Here is an 18,537-nt window from a genome sequence, read left to right on the forward strand (position 1 = left end):
GATCGAGTTCGCCGAGAAGCTCGAGGAGACGGTGATCGGCACGGTCGAGGGTGGCCAGATGACGAAGGACTTGGCGCTTCTGATCTCACCGGACCAGCCGTGGCAGACCAGCGAGGAGTTCCTCGGCTCGATCGCCGACAACCTCGAGAAGGCGTTGGCGAACTAGCCGATCGCCTTCTTCGGCGGCGGCGTCGCGTAGCGATCGACGAAGCCGACGATCACGTCGGCGACCCGCCTCGGCGCCTCGAACATCGGGATGTGCCCGACGTCGTCGAGGTGCGTGATCTCAGCGGTGTCGGGCAGATGCGCGGTGAAGTGCCGGGTGAACCGAGGATGCGGCAGAACGTGGTCCTTCTCGCAGATGACGAGGTGGGTCGGGGCACTGCCCTCGGCGAGTTCCAGCAGACCCGGCAGCAACAGTGACTTGAGCAACAGCTGGTAGTAGGCCGGGCAGTGAGTGACGTCGTCGATGATGTCGAGCCAGTCCTCATCGCTCAGGCGGTCGGCGCTCGCGCTGATCGGCACGTAGGCGAGCTGACGCACATACGGCAGTTTCAGGGCACGCGGACCGAGCGCCTTGGCGGTGAGCCAAACGGGCAAGCCGGCAAGGAACTTGAACACGATCTCGAACTTGGCGGGCGTGAAGTGACCCCACCCGCCGGCGGGTGCGATACCGGTCAGCGTGCGGGCCCGCCCGCGTCTTTCCAGTTCGAAGGCGACCCAGCCGCCGAGCGAGTTGCCGACGATGTGCGCGGTGCCCCAGCCCAGCGCGTCCAGGCGGCGTTCGACATCGTCGGCCAGCGACCCGGAATCCAGGAAGAACGGTCCTTTGGTGCCGCCGTTGTGGCCGGGCATGGTCGGGGCGAAGACCTCGTAGCGGCCGGTCTCAGCAATCAGCGGCGCGACGGTTTTCCACACGTTCTGCGACATCATGAACGGGTGCAGCAAAAGGATCGGCTCGCCGGAACCCAGGTGTATGGGCGCTCGCTCGGTCATGGTGCCCGACCCTAAAGGTGATACCGCGGGTACCGCAAGCCCGTCGGCTAGTGTCTGCCGTCGTGATCGTCAGCACCATCAACGTCAACGGCATTCGCGCGGCGATCAAGCAGCGCTCTGAACACAACGTCGGGTTGTTGCCGTGGCTGGCCGAAACGCGCGCGGATGTGGTGTGTCTTCAGGAGGTCCGCGCCGACGACGACCAACTGGCCGCGGCGCTGGCGCCGGCATTGTCCGACGGCTGGCATCTGGCGTCGGCGGGTGGAGATCTCAAGGGGCGCAACGGAGTTGCCGTCCTCAGCCGCCACCGGATCATCGCGACGCGGGATCTGGGTGTCGACGAATTCGCGCTGCACGGCCGGTACTTGGAGGTGGACATTTCGGGGCTGACCGTGGCGAGCGTCTACGTCCAAACCGGTGAAGCCGGAACCGATCGTCAGCTCGAGAAGGAGCGCTTCATGGTCGCGCTCGCGCATCGGATGTCGACGCTGACCGATCGCGATGCCGTCGTGTGCGGCGACTGGAACATCGCGCACACCGAGAACGACATCAAGAACTGGAAGGGCAACGTCAAGAAGTTGGGCTTCCTGCCGAGCGAGCGACAATGGCTCACCGAGCTGTTGGCTGCCGGTTGGGTCGATGTGGTCCGGGTCTTGCATCCCGATGTCGCGGGCCCGTACTCGTGGTGGTCGTGGCGTGGCAGGGCGTTCGACAACGACGCCGGCTGGCGCATCGACTATCAACTGGCGACACGGGGACTGGCGGCGCGGGCGGCGGCCGCACGGGTCGAACGCGCGGCGGCGTACGCGCTGCGGTGGTCGGATCACTCGCCGGTGACCGTCGAATACTCGTAAGTCCACACTTGCCGGGGCGTTACCGCGCCAATATCAGCTCGCATCCGTGTGAAAAGATCGATAAATCATGAGCACTTCCACCAGGCACGTCGTCTTCTCCGGCGTGCAGCCCACGTCTGACTCCCTTCATCTCGGCAACGCGTTGGGGGCCATCAGCCAGTGGGTGGGGATGCAGGACGAGTTCGACGCGTTCTTCTGCGTCGTCGACCTGCACGCTATCACGATCCCGCAGGACCCCGGGCAGTTGCGGCAGCGCACGCTGGTCACCGCCGCGCAGTATCTGGCGCTGGGCATCGACCCGTCGCGGTCCACCATCTTCGTGCAGAGCCATGTGCCCGCGCACACCGAATTGGCCTGGGTGCTGGGCTGTTTCACCGGATTCGGCCAGGCGTCGCGGATGACGCAGTTCAAGGACAAGTCGCAGAAGGAAGGCACCGAAGCGACCACCGTCGGGCTGTTCACCTATCCGGTGCTGATGGCCGCCGACGTGTTGCTCTACGACACCGATGTGGTGCCGGTCGGTGAGGACCAGCGTCAGCACCTGGAGCTGGCCCGCGACGTCGCTCAGCGGTTCAACTCGCGCTTCCCGGAGACGTTCGTCGTGCCCGACGTGCTGATCCAGAAGGCCACCGCCAAGATCTACGACCTGCAGGATCCGACGTCGAAGATGAGCAAGTCCGCAGCCACCGAGGCGGGGCTGATCAGTCTGCTCGACGACCCGAAGCTGTCGGCCAAGAAGATCCGCTCGGCCGTGACCGACAGCGAGCGCGAGGTGCGATTCGACATTGAGGCCAAGCCGGGGGTGTCCAATCTGCTGACCATTCAGTCGGCGGTCACCGGCACCGACATCGACAAGCTCGTCGAGGGCTATGCCGGCCGTGGCTACGGCGATCTGAAGGCCGACACCGCCGAGGCTGTCGTCGAATTCGTCACCCCGATCAAGGCCCGGGTCGACGAACTGCTCGCCGATCCGGCCGAGCTCGAATCGGTGCTCGCTGCGGGCGCAGAGCGTGCCAAGGACGTGTCTGCGAAGACGCTCACGCGGGTATATGACCGGTTAGGGTTCTTGCAGCCACGCGGATAACGCCCTCGGGAGGGGCTGGTTATGACACCTCCGGCCGGGCCGGAAAATACGGCCAAGCCGGCCAAACCGGGCATCCTGGACCGCCTTCGCGCGCGGTACGGCTGGTTCGACCACGTGATGCTGGCGCAGACGCGGTATCAGGACAGCAAGGGTGACTTCTACGCCGCGGGTGTCACCTACTTCACCGTCTTCGCGTTGTTCCCGTTGCTGATGGTGGCATTCGCGATAGGCGGGTTCGTCCTCGCCAGCCAGCCAGATCTGCTGGCCGAGATCGAGAACAAGATCAAGTCGACGGTGTCTGGCGACTTCGCTCAGCAGCTCGTGAACCTGATGGAGTCGGCGATCGAGTCGCGCACTTCCGTCGGCATCATCGGCCTGGCGACCGCGGCCTGGGCGGGGCTGGGCTGGATGGCGAACCTGCGTGAGGCGCTGACTCAGATGTGGGGCCTGATGCGGCATGAGCCGCCCGGTTTCCTTCGCACCAAGCTGTCTGATCTGGTGGCGATCGTGGGCTTCTTCATGGCGATCGTCGTCACCATCGCGCTGACTGCGCTCGGCAGTTCGGACTTGATGAGGCATGTACTGGAATGGCTTGGGCTGCAGGATGTCCCGGGAGTGGGCGTGCTGTTGCGCGTGGCATCGCTATTGGTGTCGGTGTTGGTGTCCTGGATGTTGTTCACATGGGTGATCGCGCGGCTGCCACGGGAATCGGTGAGCTTCCGCAGCGCGATGAGGGCAGGGCTGTTGGCCGCGGTCGGCTTCGAGATCTTCAAGCAGGTGGGGTCGATCTATCTGCGGTCGGTGCTCCACGGCCCTGCCGGTGCGACGTTCGGGCCCGTGCTTGGCTTGATGGTGTTCGCGTACATCACCGCTCGGCTGATCCTGTTCGCAACGGCTTGGGCGGCGACATCAGCCGAAAACCTGGTGGAGGAGCCGGTCCAGGCGCCCGCACCCGCCCAGATCACGATGCGGGTCCAGGAGCGCGAGGGCATCGGTGCGCGGGGCGCACTGGCGGCTGCTGCGGTGGGAGCCCTTGGTGCCTTGGGCTTTTCGCGGCTACGCAGACACTAGTTCTGTGGGCGTCGGTTCAGTGACCGTGCGCCCATGATCAATCCGAAGACGATCACCGACCCGACGACGCCGACGCCGACGCGCACCGGCATCGCATCGATGTCCGGCAGTGACGCCGATGCAGCACTCGCGGCGGTGCTGTTGGCGGCCTCGGACTTCGGCGCGACAAGCGACGGATCGGGTTCGATCAGCGCGCCCACCTTCGTGCCGGGCGCCGTCGCGAACCCGTAGTCGAGCAGGTGCGCGGCCTGTTCCCACGGTGCGATCGGCTGACGCGTGCCGTGCATCAGCACCGCGACCAGTCGGCGGCCGTCGTGATTGGCGGCGCCGACGAAGGTTTGGCCCGCGTCGTCGGTGTAGCCCGTCTTACCTCCGAGCGCGCCGGGGTAGTTGTACAGCAACTGATTGTCGTTCTCCACCGGATAGCCGGCGTCGCCGCGTCCGGGAAAGTCGAAGCTGCGGGTGCCGACGATGTCGCCGAAAATTGGGTTCTGCCAGGCGTATCGGTAGAACAGCCCGATGTCGTAAGCCGACGTGCTCATGCCGGGACCGTCGAGGCCTGACGGGGTGGCCGCCCTGGTGTCGCGGCCGCCGAGCTTGCCGGCGAGGTCGTTGATCTTGTGCAGCGCGGTATCCATCCCGCCGAGCTGCATCGCCAGCGCATGCGCGGCGTCGTTGCCGGAGTGCATCAGCAACCCGTGCAGCAGGTCGTTGATCGAATAGAAGCCGTTTTCGCCTACGCCGACCTTGGTGCCTTCGGCATTCGCATCGTCTTGAGTGCCCGCGACGACCTTGTGGATCGGCAGTTCCTTGATGGCCTGCATTGCGATCAGCACCTTGATGATGCTGGCCGGGCGGTGCCGGCCGTGCGGGTCCTTCGCGGCGATGATGTCGCCGCTGTCGAGGTCGGCCACCAGCCACGCGTCGGCGGACACATCGTCTGGCAGCGGCGGAGTGCCGGCGGCGGTGATCACGCCGCAGCCCGAGAGCGCGTCACCGCCGAGCGGCTTCGCCGGTACCGCCAGCGGGGCCGGTGGATCGCCCGCCTCCGGCACCTCGGACGAGTCGACCGCAGGCGGCGTCGTCTCGCGGTACGGACAGGTGGCCACTTCCGGTGCAGCGTTCGGTTCGGCGCTTGCCAATGCCGGGCTGGCCATTAGGAAAAAAGCCGCTGCCAGGACCGCAGCGCGCAGGGACAGGGTCCGAAGGTTCGCCATCGTGACCGAAGATAGGCGATCAGCGGCTGGATCCACGTGAGCCACGCTGTGGCCTATGTGGTTGGAGTTACAACTGTGATCCTGCGTCGGGTCAGCGCTCCAGGCCCGCCAGGTCGGTATAGGCGACAGCCGGAAAGCCGATTGTTCCCATCCACAGCTTGCCGTCGGCTTCGACCAGCCCGGTCACCTGACCGAACGACGGGTGCTCGGTGTGCAGACCGGCGACGGCGTCGCCACTGTCGGGATCGAACGCGACGGCCCAGACCTCGGGCTTGATCTGGGGCTGTAGCCGGTCGGCGAGCTTCCACAGCAGCTTGCGCAACGCGGGCGCGCGTGGCGCGAGCCAGTCGGCGGCGGCATTGACCGGCGACACGAGGGCCACCCAGATGCGGCCGTCGGCGCCGGTGGAGATGTTGTCGGGATGTCCGGGCAGGTTGACCGCCAGCGGCGTGACGGTTCCGGCCTGTGGACCAGTGAGCCAGTACTTGGACAGCCGTCGGCTCAGCGTCTCGGCGAACACCAGCGCCGACCCGTCTGCCGTCGGCGTGACGCCGTTGGCGAAGTAGAGCCCAGGCACGACGGTGATGACGGTGCCGTCGGGGTCGCGGCGGAACAGGCTGCCACGCGGCCGGGCCTCCAGAACTGCTCCTTTGAAGTATGCGTAGGTGAATGCGCTGGTCGACTCGGTGAAATAGATTGTGCCATCCGGTGTTTCGGTCACATTCGAGCAGAACTGAAGGGGCCGCCCGTCGACGTCCTCGACCAGCGTCTCAAACGTGCCGCTGCTGGTGTCCATCGCGAGTAGGCCGCCGGGGCTCGTACACACGAGCAGCCGTCCGTCGCGCGCGACGGCCAGGCCCAGCGGACGGCCACTGGTGCGGCCCACCACATTCGGCTGGCCACCGTCAGGCGAGATCCGCACGATGCGGCCGTCGATCAGGCCCGTCCAGATCTGGCTGTCGGAGTCGACGACGACGTCTTCGGGCGCGTCACCCGGCATCGGGACAACGGTGAGGTCAACCGGACCGAAATCGGGAAGCGGGTCGACGGGCGGCGGCTGCCAGCGGACAGGATCGACGGGTGGCTTCGTCGTCGAGGTCACGCGCTCAGACGCTACGCCGATGGCTCAGTGCCAGGCGTCACCACGGGTCTGCAAGTGATCCCATGCTCGGGTCAGCACGCTGCGCAGAATCTGCTCGATTTCGTCGAACTCGGCCTGGCCACTGATGAGCGGTGGCGCGAGCTGCACAACCGAGTCTCCGCGGTCGTCGGCGCGGCAGTACAGGCCCGCCTCGAAAAGCTCCGTCGACAGGAAGCTGCGCAGCAGCCATTCGCTCAGCTCGTCGTCGAGAACCTGCTTGGTCGCCTTGTCCTTGACCAGCTCGATGCCGTAGAAGTACCCCTCACCGCGCACATCGCCGACGATCGGCAGATCGAGCAGCTTTTCCAGAGTGGCGCGGAATGCCGGCGCATTCTGCTTGACCCGGTCGTTGAGGCCCTCGCGCTCGAAGATGTCGAGGTTGGCCAGCGCTACCGCGGCCGAAACGGGATGCCCGCCAAAGGTATAGCCGTGCGTGAACGTCGTCTTGCCGTCGTTGAACGGTTCGAACAACCGGTCCGAGGCGATCATCGCCCCGATCGGCGAGTAGCCCGACGTCATTCCCTTCGCGCACGTGATGATGTCTGGCACATAGCCGAAGTCGTCGCAGGCGAACATCGAGCCGATGCGGCCGAACGCGCAAATCACCTCGTCGGACACCAGCAGGACGTCGTACTCGTCGCAGATCTCCCGGACCCGCTCGAAGTATCCGGGAGGCGGAGGGAAGCAGCCGCCGGCGTTCTGCACCGGCTCCAAGAACACCGCAGCGACGGAGTCAGGTCCTTCCATCTCGATTGCCTCGGCGATCCGGTTGGCCGCCCACTGGCCGAACTCCTTCTCATTTTTGTCGTACGGCGCCGGTGCCCGGTAGAAGTTGGTGTTGGGCACCCGGAAACCGCCAGGCGTGATCGGTTCGAACGGCGCCTTGAACGTCGGTAGCCCGGTGATCGCCAGCGCGCCGTGCGGCGTGCCGTGGTAGGCGATCGAGCGCGAAATGGCTTTGTATTTCCCGGGTTTTCCGGTCACTTTGAAATACTGCTTGGCCAGCTTCCACGCGGACTCGACGGCCTCGCCGCCGCCGGTGGTGAAGAACACCCGGTTGAGGTCCCCCGGCGCGTAGTTGGCGAGTCGCTCAGCGAGCTCGATCGCGGTCGGGGTGGCATAGGACCACAGCGGGAAGAACGACAGCTTCTCGGCCTGCTTCGCCGCGGCCTCGGCGAGCTCCGCTCGGCCGTGTCCAGCCTGCACGACGAAAAGGCCCGACAGCCCATCGAGGTAGCTCTTACCTCGGTCGTCGAAAATCCGCACACCTTCGCCGCGGGTGATGATCGGTGGCGTGATACCGGCGCCGTGGCGGGCGAAATGCCCCCATAGAAAGCGGTTGGCCTTTGCGCCGAGTTCGGATGAAATCTCTTGAGTGATATCGGTAGTCGTCATCTTGTACCCCAATTGTATTGCTGCTTAACGAGTTTCAGGTAAACAAGGGTTTCGGTGGATATCACTCCTGGCAATGCGCGGATTTGGGTGTTGAGTAGGTCAAGTAGGTCGTCGTCGTCTTCGCAGACCACTTCGACGATGGCGTCGAACGACCCTGCGGTGAGCACCACGTAGTCGACGGCTTCGATGGCCGCGAGCTTTTCGGCGACCCTGGTCGTATCGCCGGTACACCGGATGCCGATCATGGCTTGGCGGGCGAAGCCCAGTTGCATCGGGTCGGTGACCGCCACGATCTGCATGACACCGGCGTCGACCATACGCTGGACGCGTTGACGCACGGCCGCCTCGGACAGCCCGACCGCCTTGCCGATGCCCGCATACGACCGACGGCCGTCCTGCTGGAGTTTCTCGATGATCTGCTTCGACAACTCGTCGAGCTGGAACGCCGCGCCCGGCCGCGAGGTGTTTACGCGGAGCGAGATGGGCGCCATGCCGTGCGAAGCACCCGTATTAGCCATGCATGTGATTGTGCACGGAATCCGTCGTAGCAGGCAACCATAGCGATGAAATCACGCGTTTGGAGGGCCTCGCGCTGCGGGAATGCGTAGCCGGGCCTGTCTGGGTCGGCTAGCGTTGGGCCATGACTGTGACCGTGTCTACCAGCGCGGCAGGCAGCTGGATCGACGGGACCCCGGTGGTGACCGGCGGCAGCCCGCATCGGGTCATCAACCCTGCGACCGGCAAGGCCGTCGCCGACTATGCATTGGCCGCACCCGCCGATGTCGACCGGGCGGTGGCTTCCGCGCGCAAGGCGCTACCCGGGTGGGCGACGGCCACACCTGCGGAGCGCTCGGCGGTACTTGCCAAGCTCGCGGACCTAGCCGGAGAGCGCGCCGACGACCTGGTGGCCGAGGAGGTCAGCCAGACGGGTAAGCCGATCCGATTGGCCGCTGAATTCGATGTCCCCGGCAGCGTCGACAACATCGACTTCTTCGCCGGCGCGGCGCGCCACCTCGAAGGCAAGGCCACTGCTGAGTACTCCGGCGATCACACGTCGAGCATCCGGCGCGAGGCCATCGGCGTCGTCGGCACCATCACGCCGTGGAACTACCCGCTGCAGATGGCGGTGTGGAAAGTGTTGCCCGCCTTGGCCGCCGGATGCACGGTGGTGATCAAACCGTGCGAGCTGACCCCGCTGACGACGCTGACGCTGGCGCGGCTGGCCAGCGAGGCCGGGCTGCCCGACGGTGTCTTCAATGTCGTGACGGGGTTGGGCGCCGACGTCGGCACCGCACTCGCCGGCCATCGCGACGTCGACCTGGTGACATTCACCGGGTCGACGGCTGTCGGTCGCAGGGTGATGGCCGCCGCCGCGGTGCACGGGCATCGGGTGCAGTTGGAGCTGGGCGGCAAGGCGCCGTTCGTGGTGTTCGACGACGCCGACCTGGACGCCGCCATTCAGGGTGCGGCCGCCGGCGCGCTGATCAACACGGGTCAGGACTGCACGGCCGCGACGCGCGCGATCGTGGCGCGAGAGCTCTACGACGACTTCGTCGCCGGCGTGGGTGAGCTGTTTGGGAAGGTGGTGGTGGGCCTGCCGGACGACCCCGATACCGATCTGGGCCCTCTGATTACCATGGCGCACCGCGAGAAAGTGGCTGGCATGGTCGCGCGTGCGCCGGGGGAGGGCGGGCGGATCGTCACCGGCGGCAAGACCCCCGATCTGCCCGGGTCCTTCTACCGGCCGACGGTGATCGCCGACGTCGACGAGCAGTCGGAGGTCTACCGCGACGAGATCTTCGGCCCGGTGCTGACCGTGCGCTCATTCGTCGACGACGACGATGCCCTACGGCAGGCCAACGACACCGAGTACGGACTGGCCGCGTCGGCATGGACACGCGACGTGTACCGGGCGCAGCGGGCGTCGCGCGAGATCAAGGCCGGCTGCGTGTGGATCAACGACCACATCCCGATCATCAGCGAGATGCCGCACGGCGGCGTCGGCGCATCCGGCTTCGGCAAGGATATGAGCGACTACTCGCTCGAGGAGTACCTGACGATCAAGCATGTGATGAGCGACATCACTGCGGTCGCTGAAAAAGACTGGCACCGAACGGTATTCGCCAAGCGCTAGTGGGCGTCGCTCGTGCCGTTGGCGCCGGCTCCGATAAAGCGACTACTTTCTGTCGCAACAAACGTCAGTTCTTGGTGAACTCCTCACCCGTCTGCGGATTGACCGCCGTCTCGCCGGGCGGCAGGTTGGCCAGGTCGGGGGAGATGACTGTCGGCATGTCACCGGAGTCTGGCAGTCCGAATCGCGCGGCCCCGGCGGTGGCCGGTTCGAGCAGGAGATCGTGGCTGCGGCGCGGCAGCGTGATGCCCTTGAAGAACCCTGGCGACATCACCCGCCAGATCACCATCAAGATGAGGCCGAGCACCAGTGCGCCGATGCCCACCACCGCGACAGCGCCGAAGCCGAAGATCGTGACGTTGTTGCCGTCGCCATCCGTTAGCCAGTCGGGCTTCGCGTACTGCAGCAGGCCGTAGACGAACACGACCAGCAGCACTACCCCACCGAGCAGGGGGACGACACCGCGCATCACGAAATCGCGCACATTGCCGGTGAGCGTCTTGCGGTAAAACCACACGCAGGCAAAACCGGTCAGGCCGTAGTAGAACGCGATCATCAAACCGACCGAGCCGATCAGTGCGGTCAGAAGGTTCGTGCTGATCATGGTGAAGAGCACGTAGAACACCGCGGAGACGACGCCCATCATGACCGTCGACGTCGTCGGGGTCAGATACCGCCGGTGAATCTTGGCGAAGGAATCCGGCAGCGCCTTGTACACGCCCATCGACAGCGTCGTACGTGCCGTCGGCAGAATCGTGGTCTGTGTCGACGCCGAGGCCGACGTCAGGATCGACGCGGACAGAAGCAGCAGTCCGATGTGTCCAAGGACGCTGTCGCCGAACAGATCCGGCCCGATCGCGGCGAAGACGTCCGCGGAGTTGTCCGGGTTGCCGAGGCCGATGCCGTCGGTGCCGACCCCGGCGAAGGCGACCGCCGCGACGCTCACCAGCGCATAGGTGGCCAGCAGCAGGAACGTCGAGATCACCGCGGCGCGCCCGGGTGTGCGTCCCGGGTCGTCGGACTCCTCGTTGCACGCCACAGCGGTGTCCCAACCCCAGTAGATGAAGATGGTGGTGAGCACCGCGGGCGCGATGACGGTGCCGAAGTCCAGGCCGCCGGGCCAGAACCAGGACAACTGTGGGAACAGTGAGTAGCCCTCCGCGTTGTGCGTGTAGACCTTGTAAAGCGCGACGACCGACAAGATGATCAGCACAACGATTTCGATGGAGAGCAGCGCGTATTGCAGTCGCGCAGACACTTCGATGCCCCGGTAGCAGATGTACGTCATCACGGCGATCCAGATGACGCCGGCCACAGTCGCCCAGAACGTGCTGCCGGCCAGGTCGGCCGCCGAATGCCAACCGAGGTCGCCCATAAAGGTGAATGAGTACGCCCCGGCGATTTGGGCGAGGTTCGCCATCACGATGACGTCGGCGGCGATGATGCCCCAGCCGCCGAGCCAGCCGATGATCGGACCGAATGCCCGCGACGCCCACGTAAAGGTGGTGCCGCAGTCGGGTTCGGCCTTGTTCAATTCCTGGTAGGCGACGGCGATCAGGTACATCGGGATGAAGGAAATCAGTACGATCGCCGGCGCCTTCACGCCAGACAGCAGCGCGCCGCCGCTGGCGATGATCAGGCCTAGCGTCGCGGCCAGGCTGTAGGCCGGCGCCGTGGACGCCATGCCGACGACCACGCTTGAGAGCAGCCCGAGCGCGCCGCCTTTGAGGCCCTTACTCTCGACCGTCGACCCTGAGGGCTCGCCCACCGGTTCGGCCGTGAGCTGTCCTTTACTCATGCCATCTCCCTTGTTGCGCGACTTTTCCAGCTTTTGAGACCATACGGTTTTCGTCGCTGATCTGCGTTGCAACCACGGGATTATCTGTAGATCCGAGTGAAGACAGCGAAATCAGTGGACGAACTCAACGGCCTAAGCTGATTTCATGACCGCGAGTACGCGCGTCGACGAGTTCGAGCAGCTGCGGCCACATCTACTGGCCGTTGCGTACCGGCTCACCGGCACAGTCGCCGACGCCGAAGACGTGGTTCAGGACGCGTGGATCCGCTGGGACGGCAGCGATGCCGATGCGATCAGCGATCTGAGGGCGTGGCTCACGACGGTCGTCAGCCGGCTGAGCCTGGACCGGCTGCGCTCGGCGGCGCACCGGCGCGAAGCCTATTTCGGCGAATGGCTGCCCGAGCCGGTGGTGACGGGTTTCGACGGCAACGATCCGCTTGCGGCCGTGGTGGCCGCCGACGACGCCCGGTTCGCGGCGATGGTCGTGCTCGAACGCCTGACTCCCGATCAGCGAGTGGCGTTCGTCCTGCACGACGGTTTCGCGGTGCCGTTCGGCGAGATCGCGTCGGTGCTCGGGATCAGCGACGCGTCCGCGCGGCAGCTGGCCTCCCGCGCCCGACGGGCGGTCGCGTCGGCGCCGTCTGCCGTTGCCCACGACTCGCATAACGAAGTGGCGGGTGCGCTGATGGCAGCGCTTGCCGCCGGCGACATGGAAGGCGTTGTGCGCCTTCTGCATCCGGACGTGACCTTCACCGGCGACTCGAACCGCCGGGCGCCGACGGCCGCCCGCGTCATCCACGGACCCGACAAGGTCGCGCGGTTCCTGTTCGGCTTGGCCCGCCGCTACGGGCCGAACTGGCTGGCCGGTGCCGAGCTGGCCTTGATCAACGGCCAGCTGGGCAGCTACACCGAAGGAGCCCCGGCTCGCGAGGGCTATCCGGAGTTGATGCCACGGGTGACCGCGATGGCCGTGCGCGATGGAAAGGTCTGCGCCATATGGGATATCGCCAACCCGGACAAGTTCACCGGCTCGCCGCTCAAGCCGGATTCTGCTCGCGCGAGCGCTCGTCGGCCTCCTGTTCGGTCAGCCACGGAACCCGGCACGCATCCCCGGAATTGAAGCCCTGCTCGGTGATGCCGAGCGCCGAGTACATGCGCGCGCGCATGTTCTCCACGCCGATCTGGTAGGTCAGCTCGATCACGCCGTCGTCGCCGAACCTGTTGCGTAGGTCGGCTACCTGCTCGTCGGTCACCGTATGCGGATCGGTGGTCATCGCGTTGGCGTAGGCGATCGCGGCGCGTTCGTCGTCGGAGAAATGCGGATTAGTTGCGTAATCGTCTACGTACTTGAGCCTTTCGACATCCAGGCCGTCGAGCCGCTGCAGCATCGACCCGAAGTCCACGCACCACGAGCAGCCGACGGTACGGGCGGTCCAGAACACCGCGAGCTCGCGGACGCTGGCGGGCAGCTTCTTGGAGCCGGACTGCACCAACATCTCGTGCACGGCGTTGGCGACCAGCAGTCTGGGGTGATGCGCTGCGACCGCAAATGGCTCGGGCACTTCGCCGAACCGGCGCTTGGCGACGCGGTACATGATCTTCGTCAATAGCGACGCCTGCTTCGGGGGCACCGGATCAATGCGCGTTTTCTGTGTCATACCCGTTAGACGAGATAGCACGCCGAAGTGTGACAGCGCCGGTAACGGCGCCACGGCCCTCGACCGAATAACCCAGTGAGATCGCTCAAGTCTGTCCAGGCCGGACTTGGTAGACACTGGGGGTCGACCTTCTCTGGCACCCAGGGTTCCACGTCTTCGGGTTCTGGTTGTTCGGGATCTTCATCCCGATCTTCGTCGTGTGGTGAGCTGGCGCTAGCGCGCGAACATCAACGCGCGCTTGACCTCTTGGATCGCCTGCGTGACCTGGATGCCGCGCGGGCATGACTCCGTGCAGTTGAACGTCGTGCGGCAGCGCCAGACGCCGTCGACCTCGTTGAGGATGTCGAGGCGCTCGGCGGCACCTTCGTCGCGGCTGTCGAAGATGAACCGGTGGGCGTTGACGATCGCGGCGGGCCCGAAGTACGAGCCCTCGCTCCAGTACACCGGGCAGCTCGTCGTGCAGCACGCGCACAGGATGCACTTCGTCGTGTCGTCGTAGCGGGCGCGGTCCGTCTGGCTCTGAATCCGTTCGCGCGTAGGCGGATTGCCGCTAGTGATCAAGAACGGCTTGATCGCGCGGTACGCGTCGAAGAAAGGCTCCATGTCGACGATGAGGTCTTTTTCGACGGGCAGACCGCGGATAGGCTCGATCGTGATGGTGAGCTGCTTTCCAGGCTTCTTCGGCAGCAGATCGCGCATCAGCACCTTGCACGCCAGCCGGTTGACGCCGTTGATCCGCATCGCATCCGAACCGCACACGCCGTGCGCGCAGGACCGCCGGAACGTCAAAGTCCCGTCCAGATACCACTTCACGTAGTGCAGCAGGTTCAGCAGCCGGTCGCTGGGCAGGCACGGGACACGGAAGCTCTGCCAGCCCGCAGCATCGGGATCCTCCGGATTGAACCGGGCGATCTTCAGCGTCACCATCACCGCGCCCTCGGGCACGGGTGGTGTGTCGCTACTGGGGGCCTGGACGTCTGGAGTAATCGTCATCAGTACTTCCGCTCCATCGGCTCATACCGCGTCTGCACCACAGGCTTGTAGTCCAGTCGGATATCGGACAGCAGATCGCTGCCCTCCTTGTAGGCCATGGTGTGGCGCATGTAGTTGGTGTCGTCGCGGTTGGGGTAGTCCTCGCGGGCATGGCCGCCGCGAGACTCCTTGCGGTTCAACGCACCGACGACGGTCACCTCCGCCAGCTCGAGCAGGAAACCCAGCTCAATCGCCTCGAGAAGATCGCTGTTGTAGCGTTTGCCCTTGTCGTGCACCGTGATTCGGGCATACCGCTCTTTCAAAGCGTGGATGTCCGTCAACGCCTGCTTGAGCGTCTCCTCGGTGCGGAACACCGCGGCGTTGTTGTCCATCGACTGCTGCAGCGCACCGCGGATGTCGGCGACGCGTTCGTTGCCGTGCTCGGACAGGATGTCGCCCACCCAGCCGACCACCATGCCGGCCGCGTCCGGCGGCAGGTCGACGTGGTCGTGGCCCAGCGCGTAATTCGCGGCGGCGATGCCGGCGCGGCGGCCGAAAACATTGATGTCCAGCAGCGAGTTGGTGCCCAGCCGGTTGGCGCCGTGCACCGAGACACACGCGCATTCACCGGCGGCGTACAGGCCCGGCAGCGGTGTGGTGTTATCGCGCAGCACCTGGCCGCTGACCGTCGTGGGGATGCCGCCCATCACGTAGTGACAGGTCGGATAGACCGGCACCAGCTCCTTCACCGGGTCGACGCCCAGGTAGGTGCGGGCGAACTCGGTGATGTCGGGCAGTTTCGCCTCGAGCACATCCTCGCCGAGGTGGCGCACGTCGATGTAGACGTAGTCCTTGTTCGGGCCGGCGCCGCGGCCCTCCAGCACCTCGAGCACCATCGAGCGAGCGACGATGTCGCGGGGCGCGAGGTCGACAATCGTCGGCGCGTAGCGCTCCATGAATCGCTCACCGTCGCCGTTGAGCAGACGGCCGCCCTCTCCGCGCACCGCCTCGGAGATGAGGATGCCCAGACCGGCCAAACCCGTCGGGTGGAACTGGTGAAACTCCATGTCCTCCAAGGGAAGTCCCTTACGGAACACGATGCCAAGGCCATCGCCGGTCAGCGTGTGCGCGTTGGAGGTGGTCTTGTACATCCGGCCCGAGCCGCCGGTGGCGAACACGATCGCTTTGGCGTGGAAGATGTGGATGTCGCCGGTGGCCAGCTCGTAGGCGATCACGCCGGTCGCTACCGGACCGGACTGCGTCTCGGTGATCGCGATGTCGAGCGCGTAGAACTCGTTGAAGAACTCGACGTCGTGCTTGACGCAGTTCTGGTAGAGCGTCTGCAGGATCATGTGGCCGGTGCGGTCGGCGGCGTAGCACGCCCGGCGCACCGGCGCCTTGCCGTGATCGCGGGTGTGCCCGCCGAAGCGGCGCTGGTCGATGCGGCCCTCTGGGGTGCGGTTGAACGGCATCCCCATCTTCTCGAGGTCCAGCACCGCGTCGATGGCTTCCTTGCACATGATCTCGACGGCGTCCTGGTCGGCGAGATAGTCGCCACCCTTGACGGTGTCGAAGGTGTGCCACTCCCAGTTGTCCTCTTCGACATTGGCCAGCGCCGCGCACATGCCGCCCTGCGCCGCGCCGGTGTGGCTGCGGGTCGGGTACAGCTTCGTCAGCACAGCGGTCCGTGCCCGCGGACCCGCCTCGACGGCCGCGCGCATTCCTGCGCCGCCCGCTCCCACGATCACGACGTCGTAGCGATGTTCCTGAATCATTACCTAACCCCGATGCTCGCGTCGAAGGTGACCAGAACGTAAGTCCCCAACACCAACGTGAACCCTGTCGCCAGCAACAGCAGCGAATTCAGATAGAACTTTGTGACGTTCTTGCGCGCGTAGTCGCCGATGATCGTGCGCATGCCGTTGGCGCCGTGCACCATCGCCAGCCACAGCAAGGCCATATCCCAGATCTGCCAGAACGGCGAGGCCCAACGCTCGGCGACGTAATTGAAGTCGATGCGGTAGACACCGTCGTCCCACATCAGCCCGATGAACAGGTGGCCGAGCGCGAGAAAAACGAGCGCGACCCCAGAAAATCTCATGAACAGCCAGGCGTACTTCTCGAAGTAGGGGATGCCCCTCGGCCGTCGGGGTGCTCGCGGATGGTCCAGCGAGGCCGGACGATCGTGCTCTTTCTCCTGCACCGGTGCCAGACGACCCTCCCGGTGGTGCGGGGTCCAGGGCGCGGTCACAGGAACCGCTCCACCATGTGCATGCCCAGCACTCCCAGCGCCGGGATCATCACGGCCAGCCAGACACCGACGACGATCCACAACATGAGCCGCTGATACTTCGTGCCCTGCTGCCAGAAGTCGATGAGGATGACCCGTACGCCGTTGAGGGCGTGGTAGAGCACCGCCGCGACCAGGCCCATCTCCATCAGACCGACGATCGGGGTCTTGTAGGTGTTGATGACCTCGTTGTAGACCTGCGGGCTGACCCGCACCATGGCCGTGTCGAGGACGTGCACAAGCAGGAAAAAGAAGATGGTCGCCCCAGTGATGCGGTGCAGGACCCAGGACCACATGCCGGGATCACCGCGATAGAGGGAACGTCTGCGCGACGGATGAGATCGCGGAGCCGGCACAGCCGGACTCGCGGGTGTCGCAGTACTCATCGGGCCTCCAACGCCATCGGTGGACGCTTGGACACCGGAGCCGGACCGCCGGCGACATCAGTCGGCGCCTGATTGCCTGCCCAAGCCTCGGGGCGACTCTAAACCCACTTGTGCTGCAGAACGAACTAGCGTTTAGCCGTCGGCGCCCCAAAACGCGCAAAAGTTAGGGTCGCCTACCTAGGAAGTCGGACCATCGAACGGGGACTTCGGAATGCATTCAGATTCGGCGTGGCGGGATTGACGTGAAGACCGACATCGACTGGAAGATGTTGCGGCACAAGGCAACTGAGGCGGCGACGCATGCGTACGCGCCGTATTCGGGATTTTCTGTCGGTGCCGCGGCGCTGGTGGACGATCACCGAATGGTGGCCGGATGCAATGTGGAGAATGTCTCATATGGCCTAGGTCTCTGTGCCGAGTGCGCTGTGGTCTGCGCCCTGCATTCCGGCGGTGGCGGGAGGCTGATCGCGCTGTCGTGTGTGGACGCGACGGGCGAGGTATTGATGCCGTGCGGGCGCTGCCGGCAGGTGCTGATGGAGCACGGCGGGCCGGAGCTGCTGATCGATCATCCGATGGGGCCGCGGCCGCTGGGCGAACTGCTTCCCGACGCGTTCGGACCCGACGATATGGCCTCCTCGCAGCGCGAGCACGAAGAGGAAGTGCCGTGACGCAGTTCACAATTGACGCTAGTGCAGCGTCTGGGGCGGCCCTGCTCGGGTGATCACGTTGCCGTGACGCGACGCCCTTGGCCCGCGTGCCCGCCGGGATCTTGAACCAGTTTCGCCGCGTAGCGGCACTCGCGCATCGACCGCCGTCGGTAAGGTGACGCCGGTGACGCGGTTCGCATTCGACGCGCCGACCGTCATCCGGACAAAGCGTGACGGCGGCGCGTTGTCGGATGAGGCGATCGACTGGGTGATCGACGCCTACACCCACGGCAAGATCGCGCACGAGCAGATGGCGTCGCTGCTGATGGCGATATTCCTGCGCGGCATGACCGGTCGTGAAATCGCCCGGTGGACCACGGCGATGGTGGACTCCGGTGAGCGGCTGGACTTCACGGATCTGCGGCGCGACGGCAAGCCATTGGCGTTGGTGGACAAGCATTCCACCGGTGGCGTCGGCGACAAGATAACCATCCCTTTGGTGCCCGTCGTGATGGCGTGCGGTGCCGCCGTGCCCCAGGCTGCGGGCCGCGGCCTCGGGCATACCGGCGGAACCCTCGACAAGCTGGAATCCATCCCGGGTTTCACCGCTGAGATCTCCAAAGTCCAAATTCGGCAACAACTTTGCGACCTCGGTGCGGCGATCTTCGCTGCCGGTGAGCTCGCACCCGCCGACCGCAAGATCTACGCTCTGCGCGATGTCACCGCCACCACCGAATCGCTGCCGCTGATCGCCAGCTCGGTGATGAGCAAGAAGATCGCCGAGGGCACGCGGGCGCTGGTGCTCGACGCCAAGGTCGGGTCGGGGGCCTTCCTCGCGACCGAAGCCGAGTCACGCGAGCTTGCCCGGACGATGGTCGAGCTGGGCACCGAGGCCGG

Annotated in this window: 17 protein-coding genes and 1 pseudogene; 7 read left to right on the forward strand and 11 right to left on the reverse strand. The window is 65.5% G+C overall.

Annotated features, from left to right (window positions below):
* Positions 1 to 162 precede the first annotated feature (162 nt).
* On the reverse strand, positions 163 to 996 hold the full coding sequence (locus VJV41_RS11040; RefSeq protein WP_325333573.1) for an alpha/beta hydrolase: 834 nt from the start codon (positions 994 to 996) through the stop codon (positions 163 to 165).
* A 62-nt stretch (positions 997 to 1,058) separates the two neighbouring features.
* Here VJV41_RS11040 and VJV41_RS11045 point away from each other — a divergent pair, with 62 nt between their 5' ends.
* From VJV41_RS11045 to yhjD, 3 genes are all read left to right on the forward strand, one after another.
* Positions 1,059 to 1,850 (forward strand): exodeoxyribonuclease III, encoded by a 792-nt coding sequence (locus VJV41_RS11045; RefSeq protein WP_325333575.1) that lies wholly within the window; start codon positions 1,059 to 1,061, stop codon positions 1,848 to 1,850.
* Positions 1,851 to 1,917: 67 nt separating this feature from the next.
* Positions 1,918 to 2,934: a tryptophan--tRNA ligase gene (gene trpS, locus VJV41_RS11050; RefSeq protein WP_325333577.1), complete on the forward strand. Its 1,017-nt coding sequence runs from the start codon at positions 1,918 to 1,920 to the stop codon at positions 2,932 to 2,934.
* A 21-nt stretch (positions 2,935 to 2,955) separates the two neighbouring features.
* On the forward strand, positions 2,956 to 4,005 hold the full coding sequence (yhjD, locus tag VJV41_RS11055) for an inner membrane protein YhjD (RefSeq protein ID WP_325333579.1): 1,050 nt from the start codon (positions 2,956 to 2,958) through the stop codon (positions 4,003 to 4,005).
* On the opposite strand, the gene VJV41_RS11060 is transcribed toward yhjD, so the two are convergent.
* From VJV41_RS11060 to VJV41_RS11075, 4 genes are all read right to left on the reverse strand, one after another.
* Complete coding sequence (locus tag VJV41_RS11060; RefSeq protein WP_325333581.1) at positions 4,002 to 5,222, reverse strand: D-alanyl-D-alanine carboxypeptidase family protein; 1,221 nt, start codon at positions 5,220 to 5,222, stop codon at positions 4,002 to 4,004. The two genes, yhjD and VJV41_RS11060, sit on opposite strands and share 4 nt — an antisense overlap.
* A 91-nt stretch (positions 5,223 to 5,313) precedes the next feature.
* The gene (locus VJV41_RS11065; RefSeq protein WP_325333583.1) at positions 5,314 to 6,324 is read right to left on the reverse strand and encodes an SMP-30/gluconolactonase/LRE family protein; all 1,011 of its coding nucleotides are present in this window, start codon (positions 6,322 to 6,324) and stop codon (positions 5,314 to 5,316) included.
* Between the two features lie 24 nt (positions 6,325 to 6,348).
* Entirely contained in the window at positions 6,349 to 7,758 is a 1,410-nt protein-coding gene (locus VJV41_RS11070; protein ID WP_325333585.1) for an aspartate aminotransferase family protein, read from the reverse strand.
* Positions 7,755 to 8,276 carry an Lrp/AsnC family transcriptional regulator gene (locus VJV41_RS11075; RefSeq protein ID WP_325333587.1) on the reverse strand — a complete coding sequence of 174 codons (522 nt, stop codon included), beginning with the start codon at positions 8,274 to 8,276 and terminating at the stop codon, positions 7,755 to 7,757. Before VJV41_RS11075 ends, VJV41_RS11070 begins: the two co-directional genes overlap by 4 nt.
* Positions 8,277 to 8,398: 122 nt before the next feature.
* Between VJV41_RS11075 and VJV41_RS11080 the strand changes: the two genes are divergently transcribed.
* The gene (locus VJV41_RS11080) at positions 8,399 to 9,892 is read left to right on the forward strand and encodes a gamma-aminobutyraldehyde dehydrogenase (RefSeq protein ID WP_325333589.1); all 1,494 of its coding nucleotides are present in this window, start codon (positions 8,399 to 8,401) and stop codon (positions 9,890 to 9,892) included.
* A gap of 64 nt (positions 9,893 to 9,956) precedes the next feature.
* Here VJV41_RS11080 and VJV41_RS11085 read toward each other — a convergent pair whose 3' ends face one another.
* Entirely contained in the window at positions 9,957 to 11,687 is a 1,731-nt protein-coding gene (locus tag VJV41_RS11085; RefSeq protein ID WP_325333590.1) for an APC family permease, read from the reverse strand.
* Between the two features lie 145 nt (positions 11,688 to 11,832).
* Between VJV41_RS11085 and VJV41_RS11090 the strand changes: the two genes are divergently transcribed.
* Complete coding sequence (locus tag VJV41_RS11090) at positions 11,833 to 12,807, forward strand: sigma-70 family RNA polymerase sigma factor (protein WP_325333591.1); 975 nt, start codon at positions 11,833 to 11,835, stop codon at positions 12,805 to 12,807.
* Here the strand turns inward: VJV41_RS11090 and VJV41_RS11095 are convergent.
* From VJV41_RS11095 to sdhC, 5 genes and pseudogenes are all read right to left on the reverse strand, one after another.
* Positions 12,725 to 13,378: pseudogene (locus VJV41_RS11095) on the reverse strand (carboxymuconolactone decarboxylase family protein); the annotation flags it as partial. The gene VJV41_RS11090 and the pseudogene VJV41_RS11095 sit on opposite strands and share 83 nt — an antisense overlap.
* Positions 13,379 to 13,558: 180 nt before the next feature.
* On the reverse strand, positions 13,559 to 14,338 hold the full coding sequence (locus tag VJV41_RS11100; RefSeq protein WP_325333593.1) for a succinate dehydrogenase iron-sulfur subunit: 780 nt from the start codon (positions 14,336 to 14,338) through the stop codon (positions 13,559 to 13,561).
* Positions 14,338 to 16,092, reverse strand: coding sequence for a succinate dehydrogenase flavoprotein subunit (gene sdhA, locus VJV41_RS11105; RefSeq protein WP_325333595.1), 1,755 nt, complete (start codon positions 16,090 to 16,092; stop codon positions 14,338 to 14,340). Before sdhA ends, VJV41_RS11100 begins: the two co-directional genes overlap by 1 nt.
* Positions 16,092 to 16,568 (reverse strand): succinate dehydrogenase hydrophobic membrane anchor subunit, encoded by a 477-nt coding sequence (locus VJV41_RS11110; protein WP_325333597.1) that lies wholly within the window; start codon positions 16,566 to 16,568, stop codon positions 16,092 to 16,094. Before VJV41_RS11110 ends, sdhA begins: the two co-directional genes overlap by 1 nt.
* Positions 16,565 to 16,993 carry a succinate dehydrogenase, cytochrome b556 subunit gene (gene sdhC, locus VJV41_RS11115; RefSeq protein ID WP_325333598.1) on the reverse strand — a complete coding sequence of 143 codons (429 nt, stop codon included), beginning with the start codon at positions 16,991 to 16,993 and terminating at the stop codon, positions 16,565 to 16,567. The genes VJV41_RS11110 and sdhC overlap by 4 nt, the downstream gene beginning before the upstream one ends.
* 242 nt (positions 16,994 to 17,235) lie before the next feature.
* Here sdhC and VJV41_RS11120 point away from each other — a divergent pair, with 242 nt between their 5' ends.
* Both VJV41_RS11120 and VJV41_RS11125 read left to right on the forward strand, forming a co-directional pair.
* Positions 17,236 to 17,661, forward strand: coding sequence for a cytidine deaminase (locus tag VJV41_RS11120; RefSeq protein WP_325333600.1), 426 nt, complete (start codon positions 17,236 to 17,238; stop codon positions 17,659 to 17,661).
* 163 nt (positions 17,662 to 17,824) lie between these two features.
* Positions 17,825 to 18,537: thymidine phosphorylase (locus tag VJV41_RS11125; RefSeq protein WP_325333602.1), on the forward strand; the 713-nt coding region annotated here is incomplete at its 3' end.

The sequence above is a fragment of the Mycobacterium sp. genome (assembly GCF_035274705.1).
In the GTDB taxonomy this organism is placed as follows: Bacteria; Actinomycetota; Actinomycetes; order Mycobacteriales; family Mycobacteriaceae; genus Mycobacterium.